Origin of the sequence: Listeria marthii, assembly GCF_014227425.1 — a bacterium.
Taxonomy (GTDB): domain Bacteria; phylum Bacillota; class Bacilli; order Lactobacillales; family Listeriaceae; genus Listeria; species Listeria marthii.
Genome location: NZ_JAASWB010000002.1, coordinates 410,661 through 427,623, shown reverse-complemented (window position 1 = coordinate 427,623; position 16,963 = coordinate 410,661). Strand labels below are relative to the sequence as shown.

At 40.0% G+C, this 16,963-nt stretch carries 18 protein-coding genes; 10 read left to right on the top strand and 8 right to left on the bottom strand.

Translation table 11 applies throughout. From position 1 onward, the window contains the following. Positions 1-6: 6 nt before the first annotated feature. From HCJ55_RS04925 to HCJ55_RS04895, 7 genes are all read left to right on the top strand, one after another. Positions 7-615 carry an alpha/beta hydrolase gene (locus HCJ55_RS04925; protein WP_185506205.1) on the top strand — a complete coding sequence of 203 codons (609 nt, stop codon included), beginning with the start codon at positions 7-9 and terminating at the stop codon, positions 613-615. 9 nt (positions 616-624) lie between these two features. Next, on the top strand, positions 625-1,245 hold the full coding sequence (locus tag HCJ55_RS04920) for a flavin reductase family protein (protein ID WP_185517267.1): 621 nt from the start codon (positions 625-627) through the stop codon (positions 1,243-1,245). 327 nt (positions 1,246-1,572) lie between these two features. Further along, positions 1,573-2,829: a GTPase HflX gene (hflX, locus tag HCJ55_RS04915; RefSeq protein ID WP_185517266.1), complete on the top strand. Its 1,257-nt coding sequence runs from the start codon at positions 1,573-1,575 to the stop codon at positions 2,827-2,829. A gap of 65 nt (positions 2,830-2,894) precedes the next feature. Further along, positions 2,895-3,767, top strand: coding sequence for a metallophosphoesterase (locus HCJ55_RS04910; protein WP_185517264.1), 873 nt, complete (start codon positions 2,895-2,897; stop codon positions 3,765-3,767). 5 nt (positions 3,768-3,772) lie between these two features. After that, complete coding sequence (lplA2, locus tag HCJ55_RS04905) at positions 3,773-4,762, top strand: lipoate protein ligase LplA2 (RefSeq protein WP_185517262.1); 990 nt, start codon at positions 3,773-3,775, stop codon at positions 4,760-4,762. 125 nt (positions 4,763-4,887) lie between these two features. Beyond that, positions 4,888-5,640 (top strand): hypothetical protein, encoded by a 753-nt coding sequence (locus tag HCJ55_RS04900; protein ID WP_185517260.1) that lies wholly within the window; start codon positions 4,888-4,890, stop codon positions 5,638-5,640. Positions 5,641-5,675: 35 nt separating this feature from the next. Beyond that, complete coding sequence (locus tag HCJ55_RS04895) at positions 5,676-6,326, top strand: GntR family transcriptional regulator (protein WP_008947173.1); 651 nt, start codon at positions 5,676-5,678, stop codon at positions 6,324-6,326. Between the two features lie 36 nt (positions 6,327-6,362). On the opposite strand, the gene HCJ55_RS04890 is transcribed toward HCJ55_RS04895, so the two are convergent. Continuing rightward, complete coding sequence (locus HCJ55_RS04890; RefSeq protein ID WP_185517258.1) at positions 6,363-7,352, bottom strand: NADPH:quinone oxidoreductase family protein; 990 nt, start codon at positions 7,350-7,352, stop codon at positions 6,363-6,365. 177 nt (positions 7,353-7,529) lie between these two features. Between HCJ55_RS04890 and HCJ55_RS04885 the strand changes: the two genes are divergently transcribed. Next, a complete protein-coding gene (locus HCJ55_RS04885) occupies positions 7,530-8,459 on the top strand; it encodes a diacylglycerol/lipid kinase family protein (protein WP_008947175.1) in 930 nt (309 codons plus the stop codon). A 37-nt stretch (positions 8,460-8,496) separates the two neighbouring features. Then, entirely contained in the window at positions 8,497-8,829 is a 333-nt protein-coding gene (locus tag HCJ55_RS04880; protein WP_185480313.1) for a hypothetical protein, read from the top strand. Between the two features lie 39 nt (positions 8,830-8,868). Here the strand turns inward: HCJ55_RS04880 and HCJ55_RS04875 are convergent, their stop codons facing one another. Further along, positions 8,869-9,735, bottom strand: a complete 867-nt coding sequence (locus HCJ55_RS04875) for an ROK family protein (protein WP_185517256.1) — start codon at positions 9,733-9,735, stop codon at positions 8,869-8,871. A 156-nt stretch (positions 9,736-9,891) separates the two neighbouring features. Here HCJ55_RS04875 and HCJ55_RS04870 point away from each other — a divergent pair, with 156 nt between their 5' ends. After that, positions 9,892-10,275, top strand: coding sequence for a hypothetical protein (locus tag HCJ55_RS04870; RefSeq protein WP_003721894.1), 384 nt, complete (start codon positions 9,892-9,894; stop codon positions 10,273-10,275). A 51-nt stretch (positions 10,276-10,326) separates the two neighbouring features. On the opposite strand, the gene HCJ55_RS04865 is transcribed toward HCJ55_RS04870, so the two are convergent. The 6 genes from HCJ55_RS04865 to HCJ55_RS04840 form a co-directional block, all read right to left on the bottom strand. Beyond that, the gene (locus HCJ55_RS04865; protein WP_003721896.1) at positions 10,327-10,794 is read right to left on the bottom strand and encodes an Lmo0779 family protein; all 468 of its coding nucleotides are present in this window, start codon (positions 10,792-10,794) and stop codon (positions 10,327-10,329) included. Between the two features lie 184 nt (positions 10,795-10,978). Beyond that, positions 10,979-11,857 (bottom strand): PTS mannose transporter subunit IID, encoded by an 879-nt coding sequence (locus HCJ55_RS04860; protein WP_008947183.1) that lies wholly within the window; start codon positions 11,855-11,857, stop codon positions 10,979-10,981. A gap of 18 nt (positions 11,858-11,875) precedes the next feature. Then, complete coding sequence (locus HCJ55_RS04855) at positions 11,876-12,688, bottom strand: PTS mannose/fructose/sorbose transporter subunit IIC (RefSeq protein WP_008947184.1); 813 nt, start codon at positions 12,686-12,688, stop codon at positions 11,876-11,878. A gap of 174 nt (positions 12,689-12,862) precedes the next feature. Further along, positions 12,863-13,348: a mannose/fructose/sorbose PTS transporter subunit IIB gene (locus HCJ55_RS04850; protein ID WP_008947185.1), complete on the bottom strand. Its 486-nt coding sequence runs from the start codon at positions 13,346-13,348 to the stop codon at positions 12,863-12,865. Then, positions 13,348-13,782 (bottom strand): mannose/fructose/sorbose PTS transporter subunit IIA, encoded by a 435-nt coding sequence (locus HCJ55_RS04845; protein WP_185390889.1) that lies wholly within the window; start codon positions 13,780-13,782, stop codon positions 13,348-13,350. The genes HCJ55_RS04850 and HCJ55_RS04845 overlap by 1 nt, the downstream gene beginning before the upstream one ends. Before the next feature lie 286 nt (positions 13,783-14,068). After that, positions 14,069-16,885 (bottom strand): sigma-54-dependent transcriptional regulator, encoded by a 2,817-nt coding sequence (locus tag HCJ55_RS04840; RefSeq protein WP_185517254.1) that lies wholly within the window; start codon positions 16,883-16,885, stop codon positions 14,069-14,071. Positions 16,886-16,963: the final 78 nt, after the last annotated feature.

The following is a 16,963-nucleotide window of genomic DNA, read 5'->3' as shown; positions in this document are numbered from 1 at the left end:
TAGTCGATGGAACATATTTTTATCCCAGCGAAAAATAAGGAATTAGCGCCATTATTACTACTTCACGGGACAGGCGGCGATGAAAAGTCGCTTGTCGAAGTAGCAGAATTTATCTCGGGTGATGCCGCTGTTTTATCATTGCGAGGAGATATTAAAGAAGGCGGAGCAAATCGATTTTTCAAAAGATTTCATGACGGCAGTTTAGATTTAGAAGACTTGGAAAGTAAAACTGCAGAATTAATTGCAACGACGCGGGAGCTTGCTGAAAAGTACCAACTGGATTTTGAGCGAATTATTGCGGTAGGCTATTCTAACGGTGCCAATATTGCTGCCAATGCGTTACTTCAAGCAGAGGATAGTTTCCATAAAGCGATTTTGTTTCACGCGATGCCAGCCGGGAATAAACAACCCGAATTTTCGATTAGCCATCGTAGTGTATTTTTATCAGCTGGTTTAAATGATCCGCTTATTACTGCTGAAGCTTCCGAAAAACTGGTTGAAATCCTCGAAAAACGTGGTGCGAAAGTCGAAACAGTTTGGACAGCGGCTGGGCACTCACTCACCATGGAAGAACTAGAAGAAGCAAAAAAATGGTATCACAACAACCAGAAATGAGGTAAGTAGATGACTATTTTCAAAAGTGCTGAGTTATCCCAAAAAGATAATTATAAATTTTTAACAGGAAGTATTATTCCGCGACCAATTGCTTTTGTAACAACGCTTGCTGAAAACGGGGTGACGGTTAACGCCGCCCCGTTCAGTTTTTTTAATGTCGTTTCGAGCTCTCCTGCAATAGTTTCGATTGCTGTCCAACGCGCAGATGGTGAGCAAAAAGATACTGCGCGGAATGCGGCTTTCACGAAGGAACTGAACATCCATATTGTCAGCGAGGAATTTGTGGAAGAAATGAATAAAACCGCCGCGCGCCTTGCACGAGATGTGAGCGAAATCGACAAGACGAACTTGCATTTAGAGCCAGTCCAAGACATGAAAACACCAAAGATTTCCGAAGCAAAAATTGTCCTTACTGCCAAATTGGAACAAATCATTCCGATAAAAAATGATGCTGGCGAGGTTGTTTCTGATTTGATTTTAGCGCGTATTGTGACATACGATTTTGCAGATGATGTGTTTGACCCAGAGCATCAGTACATTTTTCCAGAAAAGCTTGCGCCAATTGCTCGGCTCGCGGGAAATGACTATACGAAACTTGGGGAGATTTTCCGGATTGAACGACCAAATTAACGAGAATTAGTTGCGAAACAACAGCCATCATGTTAAACTAGGGGCATCTAAATTGAACGGAGGGTTGCCCATCATGCGTTATATTAGACTACGTTTCCCAAAAAATCTATGCAACTAATTTAATAGTGCGGGAATATCCATGCTTATTTGGTGTGGATAACGGGATTGGTCTTGCGTGCATGTATGGCACCCAAAATAAATATGGGTAGAATGAAGGGGAACTCGCTTCATTTGAAGGCAATCTAGTATCTTTTTGATGCTGTTTTTGTGTTTTCAATCTACTCAGAACCCTGACCGCGCTGAATCTATTTCAGGAGGTCCTTTTTTATGGAGAAAAAAATATTAATCGTTGGTATAAGCCAAAAACAAACAGATTTTGATTACTCAATGGAAGAATTAGCCAATTTAGCGGCTGCAAATAATATGGAAGTGGTAGGTGAAATCCGCCAAAATATCGACCGTGAAAACCGCGCTACCTATGTTGGAAAAGGGAAAGTGGATGAAATCAAAGGCCTGGCAGAAATGCAGGAAGCACGCTTGATTATTTTTAACGATGAACTTTCGCCGTCGCAAATCAGAAATTTAGAAGAAGCGCTCGAACTGGATGTAATGGATAGAACTGGTTTGATTCTGGCTATCTTTGCGAACCGAGCAAAAACAAAAGAAGCGCAACTGCAAGTCCAAATCGCCAAATTGAAATATGAACTTCCGCGGATTTTTGGACAAGGCGAAGATATGGACCAACAAAGCGGAAAAGGCGGGCTCAGCAACCGTGGTTCCGGTGAAAAGAAAATCGAAACAGACCGCCGTACTATCAAAAATCAAATCCGTCATTTGCAAAAAGAGCTTGATATGCTCGTAGATGACCGCGAAGTCCGTCGTCGCAAACGGAAGAAAAATGAAATTCCTGTGGTGTCGCTCGTTGGTTATACGAATGCGGGGAAATCCACGACAATGAACGGCTTAGTACGTGCCTATAGTGAAACGGCTGAAAAACAAGTTTTTGAGAAAGATATGCTCTTCGCTACGCTAGAAACAAGTGTGCGCGAAATTGTGTTGCCGGATAATAAGCAATTTTTACTCACAGATACGGTTGGTTTTGTAAGCAAACTACCGCATCAACTCGTGAAAGCATTCCGTTCCACACTTGAAGAAGCGCGCGATGCTGATTTGCTCATTCATGTGGTAGATTATTCGGATCCGCATTATAAAACGATGATGAAGACCACGGAAGAAACGTTGAAAGCTGTTGGCGTGGAAGATGTTCCGGTTATTTATGCGTATAATAAAGCTGATTTGATAGAAGACGAAATATACCCTAAACAAACGGAGAATACGATTGTCTTTTCGGCGCGGGAAGAAGAAAGTTTGGAATTTCTAACAGAGGTGATTCGTAAAGAATTGTTCGCTAGCTATGAAAAAGCAACTTTCTTAATTCCGTTTGAAGCTGGACAAGTTGTTGCTTATTTGAACGACCATGCTGATGTTTTAGAAACCGAATACTTGGAAAATGGCACGCAAATTGTTGCAGAAGTAAGCCCGGCAGATTTACAAAAACTAGCCGCATATCACATAGCTGACTAAAGCGAGTTCCGACTGAATTTGCTATAATGAACCATACAGCAAATTTAGTGAGGAGATTTCTAGCTATGAAAAAAACTGGATGGGGAATACTTGGCGCAGTTGCTGCTTTTACAGGTTATGCATACTGGTCGACCAAACATTTAACCGTAACAAATTATGAAATAGTATCAGATAAGATTCCGGCAGAATGGGACGGCGCGACATTTGTTCAGCTGTCCGATCTGCATAGTGCAAGTTTTGGTTTATATAATAATCCTTTGCTCAGTATCGTGAACGAGCTGGCTCCGGATGCCGTTTTTCTAACTGGAGATATGATTGACGGCGATGAGTCACCAATTGTAGCAATGGCAGCCGTGCGCAAATTGGCGAAAGAATTTCCGGTCTTTTACGTGAGCGGAAACCATGAAGGCAGAAGCGCATTTTATGAAGATTTTAAAGCGGATATGGAGAAACATCACGTCGCTGTTCTTGAAAATGAACGCTATTTTCTTAAAAAAGATGGCGCGGCAATCATGGTGGCTGGCGTCCGAGATCCACGTTTTGTAAGAGATGATTGGGCTGATAAAGAATTACCGAAGCAAGAATGGGAAGAGGCTGCCTTAAAAGAAGCACTAGATGAGGCGACCGCTAATTTGTCGCCGGATTATTTTGCGATTCTACTTGCGCATCGTCCAGAGTTTTGGCCGCTTTACCAAGCTTATCCGGTAGATTTAGTTTTATCAGGTCATGCACACGGTGGCCAATTTAGACTACCGTTAACAGAAGGTCTTTTCGCACCGGGGCAAGGTTTGATGCCAAAATGGACAGCGGGAATTCACCGAGCTGGCGGAAAAGCGCTTATTGTTAGTCGTGGCTTAGGAAATGTAACGAAACTTCCACGCCTATTTAATGATCCAGAAATTATTCGGATTACGCTTAAAGCAAAAGGGGATGCTTAGGAAAAGTGATTTATTTAGATAATGAAGATGTGCTCGATCAAGCGTACAACTTTGCAATGGAGGAATATGCGCTTCGTTCTTTAGACGAAAATGAAACGTATTTTATGTTTTACCGGATGAAGCCGACGATTATTGTTGGTAAAAACCAAAACACGCTGGAAGAAATTAACCATACGTTCGTTCAAGACAATAATATTGATGTGCTGCGCCGGTTGTCAGGTGGCGGGGCGGTTTACAATGACGAAGGTAACATTAGTTTTAGCATGATTACAAAAGATGATGGAAATAGCTTTCAAAACTTCGCGAAGTTCACCGAGCCAGTGATTCGCGCGCTTCAAAAACTTGGCGTAAATGCAAAGCTTAGCGGCCGAAATGATATTGAAGTGGACGGCAAAAAAATCAGCGGCAATGCCCAATTTGCAACAAAAGGTCGACTTTATAGCCACGGGACTTTGCTATTTGATGTAGATTTGTCGATGCTTGAAAAAGCGTTACAAGTTGATCCAGAGAAATACCTATCGAAGGGCGTTAAATCCGTACGCAGTCGCGTGACAACCATTCGTGAAAATCTAGCGAACGATATGGATATTCTGGAGTTCAAGCAAATTTTACTAGAATCCATTTTTGGAACGACAGAAATACCGCGTTATACGTTCACTGAAGCGGACAAACAAGGTATCGAGAAATTACGTGTCGAGCGTTATCGGAATTGGGACTGGACTTACGGGAAATCGCCAAAAGCGACAATCAAACGCAAAAAACGATTTCCAGCAGGCACTATTGAATTCCAACTAGCGCTACAAAAAGGTCAAGTAAAAGAAGCGACGATTTATGGCGACTTTTTCGGGACAGAAGATGTTGCTGAATTAGCCGAAAAGCTCATTGGTTGCCGTTTTGAACGCGGGGAAATGGATAAAGCTTGGATGGATGTCGATACTAAAGCTTACTTCGGAAACATTGAAAAAGAAGCGGTTTTAGCGATGTTATTTGAATAAAAGATAGAAGAAAAAACTCTAAGAAGCGAATTCTTGGAGTTTTTTCGTGGAAATGATTACCACGCTTTAATAAATCAAGAACTCGTGTTAAACTTAAAGTTAGAAAAAAAGGAAAAGGTGTAGAGATGGCTATAAACAAATTAAACGATTTTTATTTTAAAAAACTTGGCAGCTGGAATTTAATACATAGTTTTATAAAGGGTTTTTGGAGAGCGTTTTTTTTAATCGTGTTACTTATAATTGTTATTAACATTATAGTTGCAAATTTTCTGGATAATGCTTTTTTAATTCCAGTGATGTTGATTAGTTTACTCTATATTCCACTCTTATATTATCTATTAATTTATAATCGCGCGAAGAAATTCATCCGAACACGGTATCAATTACGTAACTTTAAAGAGTTGACTGCAATGCGACGTTATTTATTATATGCCTATTTAGAAAAAAGCGGTTTTAGCACACGGGACGATTTAGACAAACTACTTCGCTTTGTTCATTCAGAAATGGCAGAAGAGAAAAAGAACTATAAACCACTGAATACAATAATCGGCGTTTTTATCGCAGCATTTTTGGCGATTTTGGGCGGTTCCTTTTTATTCTTAATGGAGAATGTCGTTGAGCGACTTATTGCAGCAGTTGTAATAATCGTGATGGCTGTTATTTTATATTTTATCGGCCTTACAGTTATGCGAATTATCCGCTCCAAATCAGAAATAAACACAAGAAAAGAACAGGAACTAACAAGAGAAATTATTGCCATTCAAACGGCTATGCTTGTCAGTGAAAACACCAGTTATCACCCATTTTTAGCAATGGAAAAGAAAGTGAATGAAAGTGAATTTTTAAAAGAGATAATTACATCACGGTCCTTTTTATAAACATATCGTTATAGGCATATTTAGGAGGCAGAATCATGACAACCAAACGCAAAGAGACGAGAGAAAGTGTTTGTTATCGGGAAATTAAAAAGAAGATTCGAAACGGGGAACTAAAGCCAGGAGATCGCTTAATTGAAAATACGCTATCGCAACAATTAGAAATTAGCCGCACGCCAATTCGAAAAGCAATCGGAATGCTTGCTGCTGATGGCTATGTCGAATACAATGATTTTCGCGGCGCCTTTGTCCGAGATAGCATTATTAATAAAGAACGCTACTTTGAAATGACAGAAATTATTGGTTTGTTTCTAAAACAAGCTATTCAAAAAATCCGCACGAAAAAAATCACCTTCAACAAAATGCGTGTCGTTGCTAAATTAGTCGAGATTGAACGGGAAGAAAACCCAGCCGATCCAGCAATTTACTTCGAATATGAAAAGTGGTTTGTGAGTGATTTATTGACGTATATGAAAAATAATTACTACTTAAAAATTAGTGATGACTTTTTCAATAATATTCAAGAATTTGGTGATGAGGAAGTTATCAAAATCGCGCAAAATGCTTGTGTTAAAACGGTTGCTAACATTCAACGTTTTATCGATGCCCTAGAAGAACAAGATTACGATCAGTGCATGGCGATTATCGACCAAGTCATCGATGCCCATGTATTAGTCGCTTATCGTTAAAAAAAGTATGGTCCTTAAATTCAAGGACCATACTTTTTATTTTACTTTTACTAAATATCTACCAGTAACGCCGCCGTTCATTACTTGATGAAGCGCTCTAGGTAACTCGGAAAATGGTACTTCTGTCGCCAGATTTTCTAAGTTAGCCAATTTAAAATCTGTCGCAAGTCTATTCCAAATCCGAACTCGTTTTGGCATCGGACATAAAACAGAATCAATCCCGAACAATTGAATACCGCGCAAAATGAACGGGAAGACGGTCGTATCTAATTTTCCGCCAGCAGACATTCCGCATGTCGTCACGGCACCACCATATTGAACAGCTGTTAGAAGATAAGAAAGCGGCTTACCACCAACGCAATCAATCGCTCCAGCGTAAAGTTGTTTATCTAACGCACGTACTTTTTCAGGTTGGAAAGCTTCTCTTGGAACTACTTCTGTTACGCCGAATTTTTCTAAGAATTCCTTGGCATCGCTTCTGCCTGAAGACGCTACGACTGAAAATCCACGTTTTGCAAGGATGGCTGAGCTAAGGCTACCCACACCGCCAGTTGCGCCACTTACAGCGATTTTTCCGGCATCTGGAGTTACGCCACTAAATTCCAGCGCATCGACCGAGAGCGCTGCTGTAAAGCCTGCTGTACCAAGTATCATTGCTTCTTTCAGTGATAAACCATCTGGCAACGGGACAACCCATTCAGCTGGAACACGAATAAACTCACTATAGCCACCAAAATAGCTCACGCCAAAATCATAGCTAGTGACAATAACCATATCGCCAACCTGAAAACGGTCAGATTTCGATTCAACCACGACGCCACTTGCATCAATACCGGGAATGAAAGGATATTCGCTCACAATTTTCCCGTCAGGAAGCACCGCCAGTCCGTCTTTATAATTAATACCAGAATAGTGTACTTCAATCGTTACTTCATTTTCCGGTAAGTTATCTAATATAGTTTCTCTAAAATGAAGGGAAGTATTATCTGCTTCTTTTTCAATAAAAAGCGCTTGAAATGATTTCATTTTTTAAATTCCTCCACAACTCAATTTTGTGTTCCTCTTCACTTTACGACTTTTTTCGGCATTTTACAAGGCTGTGACTGGTACAAATCCCCATTTCAAGGTAAACTATAGTAGTGAAGATGCCGATATTATGTGTAAATTTATAAATAGAATTTTTGGCAAGAAAGGGTGAGTGCGATGGGGAAAGCACTATTGATTGTGAATCCATCATCAGGTAAAGAAAAAGGAAAAACCTACCAGGGGAAGACAGAAGCAGTACTAAAAAAACGTTATGATGAGGTTGAAGTTCGCCTTACTGAAAAAGCAGGGGATGCGACGGAATTTGCTTCTTGGGCTGCTGAACAAGGTTTTGAAGCGGTAATCGCGATGGGTGGCGACGGGACTTTAAATGAAACAATAAATGGTCTCGCTATCCATGAAAAACGTCCTGATTTTGGCTTTGTTCCACTTGGGACAGTCAATGATTTGGCGCGCTCGGTAGGCATACCGCTAAAACCCGAAAAAGCTATTCAAGCATTAGAAAAAGCCATTGCCGTACCAATGGATGTTGGCCGAATTGGCGACCAATACTTTATGAACGTCCTAGCGATTGGTATGATTGCGCAAGCCGTCGACCAAGTTAGCGTTGAACAAAAAACAAAATTTGGCTCCGTGGCATACTTTTTAGAAGGCCTAAAAGCATTTAACCGCAATGAGTTACTTCATTTTAAAATAGAATACGACGAAGAAGTCTGGGAAGGCGAGGCGGCGCTAGTCGTGGCTGGCTTAACGAAATCAGTCGGCGGGATGGAGTCATGGGCACCGGATGCAAAAATCGACGACGGCTATCTCCATATTATTATTCTAACCAAGCTCGGCCTGCTAGATGCAGCCAATATGATTCCACAATTAATCCGTGGCAATTTAAAAAATAGTGAGGGTGTCGTTTATATTAAAACGAAAAAACTGACCATCGATGCGAGCGGAGAAGATTTAAGCATCAACGTTGATGGCGACCCAGGTCCGGGTGTTCCAGCAGAAATCGAAGTTCTCGGCAGTCATTTAAATATACTTGCACCGAAAAAAAGCAGCAAGAAGCGTTTTGGCCCATTCGTACTGAAAAAGTAATCTACGAATTGTAGAAGAATAAGGAGATGAAAGCTTTATGGAAGAAGAACTAGAAGTCGTTCATAAAGGCCTTGCCAACGCGAAAAATGGGTTTAAAGCCGTCCCCGGAAAGCTGTATTTGACGGCAACATATATTGTCCACAAACCGAATGATTACTTTGACGAAGAAATCAATATTCCACTTAATCGAGTCGCAAAAATACGCGGTGTTCGTACGAAAATCCTTGGAAAAGAATTGCTTTCTAACATTTTAGAAGTAGACATGATATCCGGAGTAAAGTATCAATTCGTTGTTAATAAACAGAAAAAGTGGCTGGAAGCAGTTTCCAAAGTATTAGAAAGCCGCGGTGAATCAGAAAAATTAGCATAGAAAGAAGCTGGCACGGAAAAAAGTGACCAGCTTCTTTTTTTACGCTAAATGAAATGCCGTTGCTCCAATCAAATTCGCGTCATTTCCAAATTGACATCCAACAACAGTAGGGCTAATAGTCGCAATCGGAACGCTCGCTTTGACTTTCGCCACATAACGAGTTAACTCATCAATAAAATCCGCCCGTTCACTTACACCACCACCAATAACAACCAGTTCAGGATCGAGCGCATATTGTAAATTAAAAATACTTCGAGCGAGATAATAAAACATCGTATCCAATTCTTCCTCCGCGATGGTATTTCCTTCTGCACGTAACTCAAAAGCACGAAGCCCATCAATCGCAGCCGCTGGAACTTCTAACCGCTCAGCAATTCTCGTAGCAGCATTCACGACCGTACCAAGCTCACTAAGCGTGTGTCCGTCACGATCCATCAGCATATAACCAAATTCACCACCATGCAAATTGGCCCCGTGATGCACCTTACCGCCACGAATAACCGCACCACCAACGCCGCTTCCAAGAATCATAAAAATAATATCTTGTTTATCTTTCGCCGCTCCAATCCAAACCTCTGCCAAGGCCGCACAGTTGGCATCATTTTCCATCGTAACCGGAAGCGCCAGTTTTTCTTCAAGCAATTGTTTGAAAGCAATATTATGTATGTACGGAATCGCACTCGCGCCGCCAATGATGCCGGTTTCATTATTCACTGCACCAGGACAACTAAAAGCTGCACCTTGAAACGTATAATCATACTTATTTTTTACATCTACAATTAGTTGCACCATTTCATCCAAATTATCTGGGGTACTGAATTTACCTTTTTCTAGTATTTCTCCAGCTGTTGTCAACACACCAAACTTTACTGCTGTTCCACCTAAATCAAACGCAAGTATCGTCATAACCCATTCTCCTTTGACAAAAAGTATATACTTATCATACTTTCAAACATAACAAATGACAAATAAAAAGTGAAATTAGTTTGCTAAAAATTAACGTCATTTTCCAGTTTTGTGCTATAATAAAGCAAGAATTTGAAGCGCAGGAGGAAATGGTTAGTGGAGATAAAGGTTCAAAAGAAATTGACTGACGGCAGAATCGCTTTTAGTAGTGAATATGGTGAATGCGTTGGAATATGGGCCGATGAAGACCCAGAACCAAGTAGGGTTTACACAGTAGAAATTACGATACCGGACATGATTAGCGCGGAACTACTGCACGAAAGCGAAGAAAAACATTGTGCATTAGAAATAGATGAAGAAGGCTTAGTTCACGTAATTGGGAAGTTAGAGGATTACGAAGAAGACGGCTTTGCAGTGCTTCGCTTAGAAGAAAGTATTATTTGTTTTGACACGAAATTCAGCGAAGAAATCGAAATGCTCCATGGAAGATTTGTTGAATTTGTTATTCCAGAAATAAAATTGAGTAATGTTGGTATATAAAAAAACGCCATGCTTCATTTCCCTTAAAACAGGAAATCAAGCGTGGCGTTTTTAGCTATATGTAGTAAATACAGCGAGCATTTTCTCTAAATCTTTCTCTGATCTTGCAAACAGCATCAAGCGTTGACGATTGGTTTCAATCACAAGCACGCCATCCTCAGATAAATTCATCCGTTCAATTTTTGCATAAGGGAAGAATAACAGAGCATAAAAAAGTCCAGATTCTTTGAAAACAGCTTTTGAACTACGGAAGAAACAAATGTAAATGAAAAGCACACCCATAATCCCAAGTAGCACAGAAGTGGAAAATGGTCCTTCACGAAAGAAAGTATTGGAAACGAACAATAGAACGATAATCCCAACAAAAATATAGCCGTCCCAACGACCACGAGAACGTAATTTGACACTTAAAACCGTCTTACCTTTCCAAAGTGGAATTACTGCATCATTATACAAAATATACAGCACCGTCAAGATGTTTGCCGCGAACAAAAAGATATTAGTAGCATCCCAAACCATTTTAGCTATCACTCACAATCTATCATTGATATAGTTTAGTAATATTGTAACATAATTATGTGAGGAAGAGGGGGAACTGGGTTTGAGGATGTTCATTTAGAGCGGATTTTTCGGCATAATAAGGCATACAAAAAAAGAACCGGAATTCTAATCCCGGTTCTTTTCGAATTATAATAACCACCCATTATCCAAGCGGCGAATACCCAGCTGGTGGAAGTCCTAAGATACCAGACCAGTAACCTAGAATACCAACAACGAATAGTCCTAAAATCAACCATAAAGCATTGACTTTTTTCTTGAGTATCCACATACATGCAAATGTAAGTAGAAGGGCAAGAAGACCTGGCATTAATTGGTCCAAGATACTTTGAACAGTAGTTGGAACGTCTTTACCAGTTTTAGAGTCTTCTGTTGTATAAGCTACAAGTGGAACATAAATCGTAGTCCACTTATTAACGAGGGCGCCCATAACGAATAGTCCGAGAATGGAAGCTCCTTCTGTTAGTTTTTGAAGCAGACCGCCAGACATATCAGATACAACATCTGTACCTTTTGTATATCCGTAGAATACGCCCCAATAACGGAAACCTAGGCGAATCGCATTAAATAGTACGAAGAATAAAATTGGTCCGATAATACTACCGTCAGTCGCAAAACCGGCACCTAAAGCGGCAAGTACTGGACGAACAGTTCCCCAGAAAATTGGATCCCCAACGCCGGCAAGTGGTCCCATTAGACCTACTTTAATACCATTGATAGCCCCGTCGTCAATATCAGCGCCATTGGCTTTTTGTTCTTCCATCGCAGTTGTTACACCTAAAATTGGTGCGGCCATATAAGGGTGTGTATTAAAGAATTCCAGGTGACGTTTGATAGCTTGTTCTCTTTCAGGCCCTTTTTCAGGATAAAGACGTTTAATCACGGGGATTACTGAGAAACAGAATCCTAATGATTGCATACGCTCAAAGTTCCACGACCCTTGGAAGAGGTTGGAACGAACGAACACGCCCATTAAATCACTTTTCGTTATCTTTTTTTCATTAACTGTAATTTGTTCACTCATATTTTTTCTCCCCCTTCCTTAGTCGTCAAGGTCGTCGTCGAGATCATCCGCTGCTCGTCCGCCGCCGCCCCCGCCGTATTGTTGGATAGCTTCTTTCAATTGATATTTAGGATTTAGTTGGATGTAAATGATTGCTGCAACTAGTCCTAAAACACCTAGTGCTACTAAGTTGAATTGAGTAAATGCTGCGACAACAAAACCTAAGAAGAAGAAAGGCATTAAATATTTAGCTGACATCATATTAATAACCATTGCGTAACCAACAACAACGATAAATCCACCAGCTACGTTTAGGCCGTTAACGATAACGTCCGGAATGGCATTGAGTAAATTTTCGACTGCTTGAGTACCAACTGTTACCGCAACGATAACGGCTGGAATCGCGATACGCATAGCTTGAAGTAGTAGTGCTGAAACATGTATCCAGTCGAGACTTCGCAGATTACCTTCCTTACCAGCTTTATCAGCCATATGTTGGAATGCAACTGTAATTGTACGAACTAGGATAGTAAGTACTTGACCAAGAGCAGCTAAAGGAATCGCAAGCGAAATACCTACGCTGATATCTTGTCCCCCAGTAATAACTAAGATAGTAGAAATAATGGATGCAAGGGCAGCATCTGGAGCAACCGCAGCCCCGATGTTCATCCATCCAAGCGCAATCATTTCAAGTGTACCCCCAATAATAATACCCGTTGTAATATCCCCAAGAACAAGACCAATCAATGTACAGGCAATCAATGGACGGTGGGTTTGCCACTCATCCAAAATACTACCCATACCACTAATACACGATACGAGGAATACAAGGATTAATTGTATTGCTGACATATATTTCCCTCCCAATTTTTCTTTTGAATGATAAAAAAAGATAATTTCATTATGATGACTGAATAAATTAAGCATCTAATACTTAGACTTTTATTCATGAATCACCCCTTTAAAGGTCTTCCTTTAAACGTTTGTTTTTTCGGGGCTCTAAAGTAGATTAGAGCCGCGGATGAATTATTTATCTTTATCTAGTAATGGGATAAGTTTGACTTTATTGTCAGAAGCGACTTTGCGAATTTCAAGTTCGATTCCTTTTTCATCCAATTTGCGGAATGCTGCTTCGTCCGTTGCGTCAACAGATACAGCGTTAGTAATCATATGTTTGCCTTCGCGGAATGCCATACCACCAATGTTTACGGTTGTAATATTGACACCAGCTTCTACTAGAGTTAGTACATCTGTAGGGTTAGTAAATAAGAACATTACAGGAGTTGTAGCATATTTCGGGTTGTTGTATACGCGAATCCCTTTTTGTACATCAACGACACTTGCTTTAACGCCTGGGGGTGCTACTTGTGTTAAAAGTGTTTTACGCACTTCATCTTTAGCGACATCATCACTAATAACGATGATACGTTCCACCTGTGTTTCTTTTGTCCAAACTGTTGCTACTTGACCGTGAATTAAACGGTCATCAATACGTGCTAAGCGAATATCCATTATAAATCGTCCTCCCCGACTTCTGTTTCTACTTTTGGTAATGATTGTTTGAGTGACTTAACGCCACCTGATCCTGCTGTAAGAGCTGTTTCGACTAGATCTTTTTGATTACTTGCTGCGCGCATCGAGAGCGTTTCAAGTAACATTGGAATATTCACACCAGTGACAACATCCATATTGTCTTCTGGAAGGGCGATTTGGCTAGATGCATTATAAGGACTGCCACCAAATAAATCAACCATAAAAATGACGCCTTCAGAAGTATCCAATTTGTCTAGTTTTTCTTTATATTTAGTAATAAGCGTATCCGTGTTTTCTCCAGGAACGAAAGTAATGAATTCCACATTATCCTGTTTGCCGATAATCATTTCGGTTGATTTCAACAATTCACGCGCGGCTTCACCATGTGTGCCAATGATAATTCCAACTGGCATAAGTATCTCCTCCTTAAGCGTGGATATAATCATCCATTAATACTAACGCAAAAACTGTGCCAACATTTCTGTATTAAACAACCTCCTTTGCTAATAGAAGCGGTTCAAGGCTTTTGTAAGCGTGTACTAACAGATGTGGCGCGCCTTAATACGCTAAATACGTAGCTTAATACACTAAGTACTAATCTTAGACATACATACAACATTACCCTAAAAGAAAGGGCAGAAAACGCAATTGCTGAAAATAAAACAAGCCAACTTGTGAATCTTGTTGGCTTGTTTATGCTTATGAAAGTACTTCTGGTTGGATTTCGTTCAAAATATCATACAAATAACAAAGCTCATCATTGGTTAGTTTTAAGTTCATTTTGTAGATAACTTCTTTATTTGTTTCTTCTAGTGCTTGGAAAATGTCTGTTTCGAGCATGATTTTAGGATCACGATAAACTAATCCGTCATTTAAAACCATACGTTCCAAAGCACAACCGACATGAATGAGTAAATTGATTTTGAACGTGTTATCGAGTTTGTAACCCAGTTTTTTCTCTAATACGCTAGCAAATGAGCTTAAAATTTCAATCGTTTTCTTCGGATTGAGATAGGTTAGAAATTCGTTCAAGCTTTCTTCGATAATTTCTTTCGCGATTCGGCCAGTTTCGCCAGTTTTAACAACGATATTGCGTTGCTTCACTAGGCTGACTAGTTGTTCTTCACCATCAACGCCAAAAAGTCGTTCGAGCGGGATGAAGGGGATTTGGATTTTTGGATCCTGAATACCAACCGCCATCAAAATATCATTTTCTTCTTGAAGCTGCTCTAAACGACTATCCATTTCATGCAAGCCGATTGGAATAACTTTGATAGCGTCCGTTGTAATCGTATCTAAAATGTTTTCGATAAACAGTTGTAGTTTTTCTGCGGTACCTTCGCCGGTCGCGCAAATCGTAACGATTGCGTGTGGTTTTTGGTTGGAATCGAGCGTATCATCATCGGAATTATAGCCGCCGTAACCGCGGAAATCTTTTAAGGAATCGTAAATACTATCAAGTTCCATATCGAGAATATTGGATTTGCGGACTGCTTCAATAACGGTTGCGGTTGAAACCATATCAATCGAGCGAACCGGAATACCAGTACGTTCCGAAATAACCGGAGCAAAACTTGTCAGCGAGCCCATATCAACAAGCAGCAAGAGGCCACGTCCCATATCCATTTCTTTCGCACGTTCGGTCAATTTATCAAGCACGATTTTCGGACTTTGATCAAGTGGCATATCAATTCCTTCCACTAAACCTTCACCGAGCAGTTTCTTCGCCACACTCACCATGCTACTAGCCGTATTATTGCCATGCGTCGCCACAAGAACCGCCACACGAGCATTTTCTTGTTCTTTTAAAAGGGAACTAATTAATAGCGTTAAATACATCACTTCCATATTGGGAACGCGAATGTGGAAAGTAGCCTCGATATCATCTTTAATTTCACGCGACAATTCATAGGCTTCGGGTTGATCATTGACAACATTTTCGATATTAGTATATTTTAACGGTTTATTACTTTCAATTCGTTTAATAAAAGAAGTCAGGTGAAGACTAAACGCAAGCAGGAAGCGCTCATTCAACTTTTTACCAAGCTGATGTTCAATTCGCAGCTCGACACCTTCCGCAAAATTCAAAATTTCTTCATTAACGATTTTTAAAATATTTTCGCGATTATGGATGGTATTTTTGAATTTGTTGTAAAAGCTGTTGAGATGAATATCGATATCCATCTTGATAAATTTCTTGATATCATCATCTTCCACACCTTGATCCATTAAAATTGACGCTTTATCTTCAATAATTTTGTAAAGGTTGAAGTTGGGCTCATATTCATCTGACGTAATTAAAGTATTATTCATTTCTGGGAAAATCGTCGTATATGGCTCCAAATATTCTGCAATCGCTTGAAGTTCCTTGCGGCGATTACTAAAGTGGAAGAAACCATCTTTAATATTAATCGGTAGCGTTTTAAAATCAATCAAAATTTCTTCGTCTTTGTCAAAACTATTAAGGAAGCCTTGCGCGCAGACGAGTTGAATATTGGATTTTAATTGCCCGATATTTCCGTAAGTCGTATTGCCAATCAATGCTTTGGCAGCTTCATCTTCAATTCGAATCGGTTTATTGACACGATGCGCCTCACTGGAAAGCAAGTATTTCAGCAATTCAACGCGTTCAAAAGCCGTCCGTTCTTCCAAACTTGGTAGGGTAATAATAATCGGAATACGGCGCATAAACGTTTTCAAAAGGGAAGATTCCGGATTTTCTGTTGTAGCACCGATAATTAAAACATTGGATTTACGTGTCCGGTCAGTTTCGCCAAGTTTATTATATGTGCCAGAATCCATCAAATAAAAAATCATTTCTTGGCCTTCTGGTGGGAGACGGTGAATTTCATCAAGGAACAAAATGCCGCCTTCTGCTTTTTCAACAAGTCCACCTTTGTCATTTTCAGCGCCGGTAAAGGCACCTTTCACATGGCCGAAAATATGGGACATCAAAAGTTGCGGGTTATTATAGTAATCTGCGCAGTTGAAAATAATAAACGGCGCATCGGCAGGGAGGCGTTTGGCATGTTGCGAGAAACGATACATTAGATTAGCAAAAAGCGTTTTACCAACACCAGTTTGTCCGAGAATCATTGTATGTAAGCCATTTGGTGGATAAAGTACGGCAGCTTTTGCTTGCTCAACAGGAGTTTTAAGACTGTCATTAACGCCAATGAGATCATCAAAAGGACTTCTTTCGACAATGCTAGGTTTTAACATTTTTAAGAGCGAATCACAGCTTTCAAATTCGAGTTCAGTATCGGAAAGGGTACGTCCAATTTCATCTTCAACAGCTCGTTTAGGAAAATAAAGCACTGGTCGGCCAACGATTTTAATGATTTTTCCTTGTCTGTGAAGTTCATTCAATTCCATACTGACATTATTTCTCAAAATAGATAATGTTTCCGAAATCATACTTGCTGTAAAGCCTTCATTATTCTCTAATTGCTCGTGAATGGTCTTAGCAGAAGGGTTTTCTAAAATAAATTCATAAATACGGTCAATACGCTTCATTATAAAACCTCCATTTAGTGTATCGGTGAACGTTTAGTGTATTATAAAAGATTAATACACTCTAGAATTCTGTATTTA

Bases quoted from the DNA above. Each gene is read 5' to 3' on its own strand.
- HCJ55_RS04925 (WP_185506205.1), top strand. From the start codon at position 7: ATGGAACATATTTTTATCCCAGCGAAAAATAAGGAATTAGCGCCATTA.
- HCJ55_RS04920 (WP_185517267.1), top strand. From the start codon at position 625: ATGACTATTTTCAAAAGTGCTGAGTTATCCCAAAAAGATAATTATAAA.
- hflX (WP_185517266.1), top strand. From the start codon at position 1,573: ATGGAGAAAAAAATATTAATCGTTGGTATAAGCCAAAAACAAACAGAT.
- HCJ55_RS04910 (WP_185517264.1), top strand. From the start codon at position 2,895: ATGAAAAAAACTGGATGGGGAATACTTGGCGCAGTTGCTGCTTTTACA.
- HCJ55_RS04900 (WP_185517260.1), top strand. From the start codon at position 4,888: ATGGCTATAAACAAATTAAACGATTTTTATTTTAAAAAACTTGGCAGC.
- HCJ55_RS04895 (WP_008947173.1), top strand. From the start codon at position 5,676: ATGACAACCAAACGCAAAGAGACGAGAGAAAGTGTTTGTTATCGGGAA.
- HCJ55_RS04890 (WP_185517258.1), bottom strand. From the start codon at position 7,352: ATGAAATCATTTCAAGCGCTTTTTATTGAAAAAGAAGCAGATAATACT.
- HCJ55_RS04885 (WP_008947175.1), top strand. From the start codon at position 7,530: ATGGGGAAAGCACTATTGATTGTGAATCCATCATCAGGTAAAGAAAAA.
- HCJ55_RS04880 (WP_185480313.1), top strand. From the start codon at position 8,497: ATGGAAGAAGAACTAGAAGTCGTTCATAAAGGCCTTGCCAACGCGAAA.
- HCJ55_RS04875 (WP_185517256.1), bottom strand. From the start codon at position 9,735: ATGACGATACTTGCGTTTGATTTAGGTGGAACAGCAGTAAAGTTTGGT.
- HCJ55_RS04865 (WP_003721896.1), bottom strand. From the start codon at position 10,794: ATGGTTTGGGATGCTACTAATATCTTTTTGTTCGCGGCAAACATCTTG.
- HCJ55_RS04860 (WP_008947183.1), bottom strand. From the start codon at position 11,857: ATGAGTGAACAAATTACAGTTAATGAAAAAAAGATAACGAAAAGTGAT.
- HCJ55_RS04855 (WP_008947184.1), bottom strand. From the start codon at position 12,688: ATGTCAGCAATACAATTAATCCTTGTATTCCTCGTATCGTGTATTAGT.
- HCJ55_RS04850 (WP_008947185.1), bottom strand. From the start codon at position 13,348: ATGGATATTCGCTTAGCACGTATTGATGACCGTTTAATTCACGGTCAA.
- HCJ55_RS04845 (WP_185390889.1), bottom strand. From the start codon at position 13,782: ATGCCAGTTGGAATTATCATTGGCACACATGGTGAAGCCGCGCGTGAA.
- HCJ55_RS04840 (WP_185517254.1), bottom strand. From the start codon at position 16,885: ATGAAGCGTATTGACCGTATTTATGAATTTATTTTAGAAAACCCTTCT.